At 43.3% G+C, this 4401-nt stretch carries 3 protein-coding genes; all 3 read right to left on the bottom strand.

Annotation, left to right across the window (positions count from 1 at the left end; translation table 11 throughout):
• Positions 1 to 4: 4 nt before the first annotated feature.
• Positions 5 to 2737, bottom strand: a complete 2733-nt coding sequence (locus H6S82_RS20405) for a molybdopterin cofactor-binding domain-containing protein (RefSeq protein ID WP_190464822.1) — start codon at positions 2735 to 2737, stop codon at positions 5 to 7.
• A complete protein-coding gene (locus H6S82_RS20410) occupies positions 2722 to 3546 on the bottom strand; it encodes an FAD binding domain-containing protein (protein ID WP_190464823.1) in 825 nt (274 codons plus the stop codon). Before H6S82_RS20410 ends, H6S82_RS20405 begins: the two co-directional genes overlap by 16 nt.
• Positions 3547 to 3581: 35 nt before the next feature.
• Positions 3582 to 4401: hydantoinase/carbamoylase family amidase (locus H6S82_RS20415; RefSeq protein ID WP_191056627.1), on the bottom strand; the 820-nt coding region annotated here is incomplete at its 5' end.

A 4401-nucleotide genomic window follows, 5' to 3' on the forward strand; every position in this document is an offset into this window, starting at 1 on the left:
AAAATTACAAACTACTACCTACCAAATGCCTCCAAACTCTTTCGGGTGTCATCGGTAATTGGGTTAATCTAACACCAGTAGCATGAGCAACGGCATTGGCGATCGCAGGTGCAGTACAATTAGTACAAATTTCGCCTATTCCTTTTGCACCAAATGGGCCGTAAGGGTCGGCTTTTTCTACTAAGAAAACTTGCATTAGCGGTATGTCTTGTGCTGTGGGAAGTTGATAGGTTCTCAATCTGGGATTAAGCGTGTTTCCTTGTGCGTCAATTCGTAATTCTTCCGATAAAGCATAACCCAATCCCATCACCATACCACCGATAGCTTGACTTTCACAAATTCTGGGATTGATTGCTTTGCCGATATCGATCGCTTGTACGCAACGCAGAACTTTAATATGTCCTGTTTCCGTATCTACTTCTACTTCCACACCTTGCACGGCGAAGGTCATAGAAGATTTATCAGCCGCATATTCTAATTCTACTTCTAAAGATTCCTGTTGGGCTATTTCTTGCAGAGAAATTTCTGCGTTTGAGGATTGCACTGTGTTAGCGGTTAGAATTAATTCTTCTGTTTGAAAATTCAAAATATTAGCAGCAAATTCTAAGATGCGATCGCGTAATCTTTGAGCAGCTAAATTTACAGCTTGACCGGAAATATAAGTAGTTGCGGAAGCATAAGAACCCGCATCGTAAGGTGTGGTTTTGGTATCTCCCGCGATGATTTCTATATCGGCAATGGCAACCCCTAGCACTTGCGCGGCAATTTGTCTTAATGTAGTATCGGAACCCGTACCGACATCGATCGAGCCAGTTTTGAGCAAATATTTTCCATTCTCTTTTAAAGATAGTTTGACGCCAGCAGTATGAATTTTAGCTAAACCGCTTGCTTGCATTCCCACTGCGAATCCAAAACCGCGCCGCAGATGACCGTTTGCGATTGGTTGCACTCCCGGAATATAGCCAAGTGCTTGCGTGACTTTCTCGAAACATTCAGGAATAGCATAACTGCCAATTACATGGAAATGGTCATCACCTCTAGTTCCTAAACTGAGGATATCTTCAGAATTGATAATATTTTTGAGTCGCAGTTCTATTGGATCGATATTTAGTCGTTCGGCAATTTCATCTAATTGCGATTCTACTACAAAGCTGCCTTGGGTTGCACCGTAACCGCGAAATGCTCCGGCTGGCATTGTGTTAGTATAAACCGCATAACCGATAAATTTTTGATTGGCGCAACGATACAAACCGAGAGGGAAACAACCTGTGAGATAAACTACTGTGGTAGCGTGATTTCCGTAAGCGCCAGTGTTGGAAATTGCGGTCATATCTTGAGCTACGATCGTACCATCTTTCTTGATTCCAGTTTTCAGGCGAATTTTCATTGCGTGGCGGCTATTGGTAGCCGTAAATTCTTCGTGGCGGGTGAATTCCCATTGCACGGGACGACCTGTTTTCAGAGTGGTAAAGGCACAAAGGTCTTCACTTAAAATTTCTTGTTTGTTGCCAAATCCGCCGCCGATTTTAGTTTTGAATACTCTGATTTTATCTTTGGGGAAATCGAATAGTTTGGATAGTAACGTTTGGCAATGAAAAGGTACTTGCGTGCTGGAACGAATGACTAAATTGCTATCTTCGTCTAGCCAACTAATGCTGATGTGCGGTTCTAAATGAACGTGCTGAACTGCTGGCACATTGTAGGTATTTTCGACGATTAAATCGGCGGTGGCGAAACCTTGTTCTATGTTACCTTTTTCGAGGATAACTTTTCCGGCAATGTTGCGATCGCGTTCCGGTATCTGATACGATTCTGGTTCATCGTGAATTACCACATCCGGTCGATTCATCGCTTCTTCTGGGTCGATGATATGTGGTAAAATCTCATAATCAACTTCAATCAAATCACAAGCTTTTGCTGCAATAGCGACAGATTCGGCAACGATAGCAGCAACGCGATCGCCTACAAATCTTACCTTATTATCTAATAAGTAATGGTCGAGAGGATCTGGTTGCGGTTCGGCGTGTCCCGCCGTGGTGTAGGGAATTCTCGGTACATCTTCGTGAGTAAAAATAGCATGAACTCCTGGGAGTGCTTTCGCTTTGTCGGTGCGAATTTGGCGGATGCGTGCGTGCGGATGAGGAGAACGCAATACCTTTAAATGCAATAATCCAGCCGGGGTATAATCTGGTGTATAAACTGGTTTTCCCGTGACAATTTCTATGCCATCTTGTTTGGGAATGCTTTCACCCACGGAATTTTGGATTTCGGATTTCGGATTTTGGATTAAATCTGCTTTGTTTCCCAGCAAAATACTTTCAACTATAGCTTGATAACCACTACAACGACAGATATTTCCTCGCAAAGCAGAACGCAATTCTGTTTCGGTTTTGCAGTTGATTTTTTCCGCAGTCATTATCGCGCCAGGAGTGCAGAAACCACACTGAAAACCTTGCTTTTGTAGAAACGCTGACTGCATGGAAGACAACTGTCCATCTTTTGCCAAACCTTCGATTGTGGTGACAGATTTTCCTTCAATTCGCATCGCTGGATAAATGCAGCTATGAATCGGTTTGTCATCTACCCAAACAGTGCAAGCGCCGCAATCTCCGGTTTCGCAAACGCGATGCACTCCATACCAACCGAGATGGCGCAATAAACTTAAAAGCGTCGTTCCGGGTACGGTAGTTTCGTTATAGGTTTGTCCGTTAACTTGAAATGTTATGAATTCTGACATAGTATTTCGGCGAGCGATCGCTGCATTAAAATTTGAGTTAAGTGTTGGCGATAAGCTGCACTAGCTTTGTCATCTTCGATAAATTCTGACGGGGGAATTTGAGATAACAAAGCTTCGGCAATTTCTCCAGATGTGGGGATATGGGAAAACTCTATCAGCCGTGGTGACCAAATGCAAGCACCCAAGCCAAATCGCACTTGGGATGTTTTTGGGTGATAGGCTGTTGCGACAATTGAAAGCGCATAAGCAGTCGCAGTAACGCCGATGCGTTTAAAGTTAACCAGCCATTCTAAATTAGATTGAGGAATCCAAATTTTTCGCAAAACTTCTCCTGGTTGTAGGACTGTTTTTTGTGCGCCAGTTTGGAATTCTAAAGCGGAAATTTGATAAGGTTGGTAAGTGCGATCGAATATTTCATAACTTGCTCCCAATGCTACCATCACTGGGGCAAAATTACTGACAGGTAAAGCCAGACAAATATTGCCTCCTACCGTCGCCACGTTCGTTACTTTAAAAGATGCCAAATGGTTAACTGCGCTTTGCAATGCTTTTATTCCCGTCCAAGTTTCCGGGTAGGAAAAATGCAATAATTTTTCCATTTTGCAGGTAGCGCCAATTGCCAAACCTTCTGGGGTGACTTCAATTTCTCGCCAGTTTAATTGCTCTAAATCTACCAAGGTTTTGAGATGCAGTTGCGGTTCGGAGAAAAGCCACGTCCCACCAGCCAGCCAAGCCCATCCAGGTTGCCAGTTGGTGACTGCTTGTAAATCTTTAGGACGTAAGTAGGTTTCGATGTAATGCAGATCCATCTAGTTATCTAACTTTAGCGGATATAGTAATTAATTTAAACAGGATACAGTTGGTCTAATTGTATCAAACTTTGCAGCAAAACGTTAGCTCCTTGGCTGCATTGCTCTGCTGAAGTATATTCTGATTCCGAGTGACTGATTCCGGCGACGCTAGGCACGAAAATCATCCCCATATCGGTGAATTTACCAATTTCTTGGGCATCGTGACCGGCGCGGCTGGGGAGATGGTGATAACTTAATTGTAATTGACGGCAAGATTGTGCGATCGCATCTTTTATTTCCGTTTTGGCTAAGGTTGGTTCCACCCGCAAAGTCGGCTGCATGGAAATTTTCGTTTGCGTGTTGGCTGCAATTACTGATATTTGCTTTTGCAAGTTTATGGCTAGATTATATATATTATATAGATAGATATCGCGAACATCTAGGCTCATTTCTACTTTGGCTGGAATGATATTGGCAGCATTCGGCCAAACGTTAAAAGCGCCCACAGTTGCTACCATATCTCCCTGGCTATTTATCGCTAAATTATTCACAGTTAAAACAACTTGACAAGCCGCAACTAACGCATCCTTTCTCATCTCCATTGGCGTAGTTCCGGCATGATTAGCCTTACCAGTAATGGCGATATTGAATCGATTTTGTCCGACAATTCCCGACACTATACCTATTTGTTTAGCCACAGTTTCTAGCACGACCCCTTGTTCGACGTGCAACTCTAAGTAAGCAGCTATTTCAGATTTACTGCGCTGCGCTGTGCTAAGCTTATCCCAGTTACCACCAATGCGTTCTAAACAAGCTTGAATTGAGGTGCCATCATCGCGGCGATAATATTCCGGATTGCTGACAATATTACCG

This window comes from Planktothrix sp. FACHB-1355, assembly GCF_014748295.1.
Classification (GTDB): domain Bacteria; phylum Cyanobacteriota; class Cyanobacteriia; order Cyanobacteriales; family Aerosakkonemataceae; genus Aerosakkonema; species Aerosakkonema funiforme_A.

Coding starts and splice junctions, on each gene's coding strand:
- H6S82_RS20405 (WP_190464822.1), bottom strand. CDS start 2,737: ATGTCAGAATTCATAACATTTCAAGTTAACGGACAAACCTATAACGAA.
- H6S82_RS20410 (WP_190464823.1), bottom strand. CDS start 3,546: ATGGATCTGCATTACATCGAAACCTACTTACGTCCTAAAGATTTACAA.